The organism is Oleiphilus sp. HI0125 (genome assembly GCF_001635355.1).
In genome coordinates this window covers 1-905 of sequence record NZ_LWGF01001297.1, presented here as the reverse complement: position 1 = coordinate 905, position 905 = coordinate 1, and the positions used below count along the sequence as shown (strand labels likewise).

At 43.0% G+C, this 905-nt stretch carries 2 protein-coding genes; both read left to right on the top strand.

Annotation, left to right across the window (positions count from 1 at the left end; all coding sequences use genetic code 11):
• Nucleotides 1-310, top strand: a 310-nt coding sequence (locus A3762_RS22395; protein ID WP_197469499.1) for a PilN domain-containing protein, incomplete at its 5' end; no start/stop codon positions are given.
• Between the two features lie 2 nt (nucleotides 311-312).
• Nucleotides 313-905 (top strand): type 4a pilus biogenesis protein PilO (locus A3762_RS22390; protein WP_068757700.1); only part of this gene is annotated, 593 nt, incomplete at its 3' end.

The following is a 905-nucleotide window of genomic DNA, read 5'->3' as shown; positions in this document are numbered from 1 at the left end:
GAAGGTCATTCAAGACTTACAAGGTACGCGTCCTGTCATTGTACGAGTGTTTGATGAGCTAGTTAAAACTCTCCCAGAAGGGCTTTATTACACAAGTCTCGATCGCAAGGCTGCACAAGTAGATATTCAAGGTGTAGCTGAATCGAATAATCGAATTTCGGGCCTTATGCGAAACCTTGAAGGTTCTGAGTGGTTCGCTAATCCAAATCTAAGAGATGTGAAAGCAGCTAAAGGCGGAGACCAAAGCGCCTTCGATATGACAGTTGCGCAGGTTACACCTGTCTCTGAGCAAGACGATAAAGGAGAGTAGTTGTGAGTTTTGCAGAACAGATGGAAAGCCTGAAAAATTTCGATATTAATGATCTCGACTTTAATAATGCAGGTTCTTGGCCGATACCAGTAAAAGCGATTGTGCTGGCACTCGTATTTCTTCTTATTCTAGGTGGTGGATATTGGTTCATGATTAAAGACCAATATGCAGCATTGGAGCGTGTTGAGAACGAGGAAGTCACGCTTAAGCAACAATATGAAAGCAAATCTTTTAAAGTTGCTAATCTCGATGCATATCGTCAGCAGATGACCGAAATGGAAGAGTCTTTTGGTGTTTTGCTTAAGCAATTACCTGCAGACACTGAAGTTCCTGGTTTGCTTGAGGATATTACGAATACTGGTTTAGGTACTGGTCTAGAAATCAACAGTATTGGCTTAAAGCCGGAGGTTTCTAGAGAGTTTTATGTTGAGCTTCCGATCGATATTTCTGTGCGAGGCACTTACCACGATATGGCGGCGTTTGTCAGTGGTGTGGCTGCTTTGCCGCGAATTGTGACGCTACATGATTTTGATATTAAGCCAGCTGGAAAAGCTGGTGCGGGTGATTTGACGATGAATATTTCTGCCAAGACGTA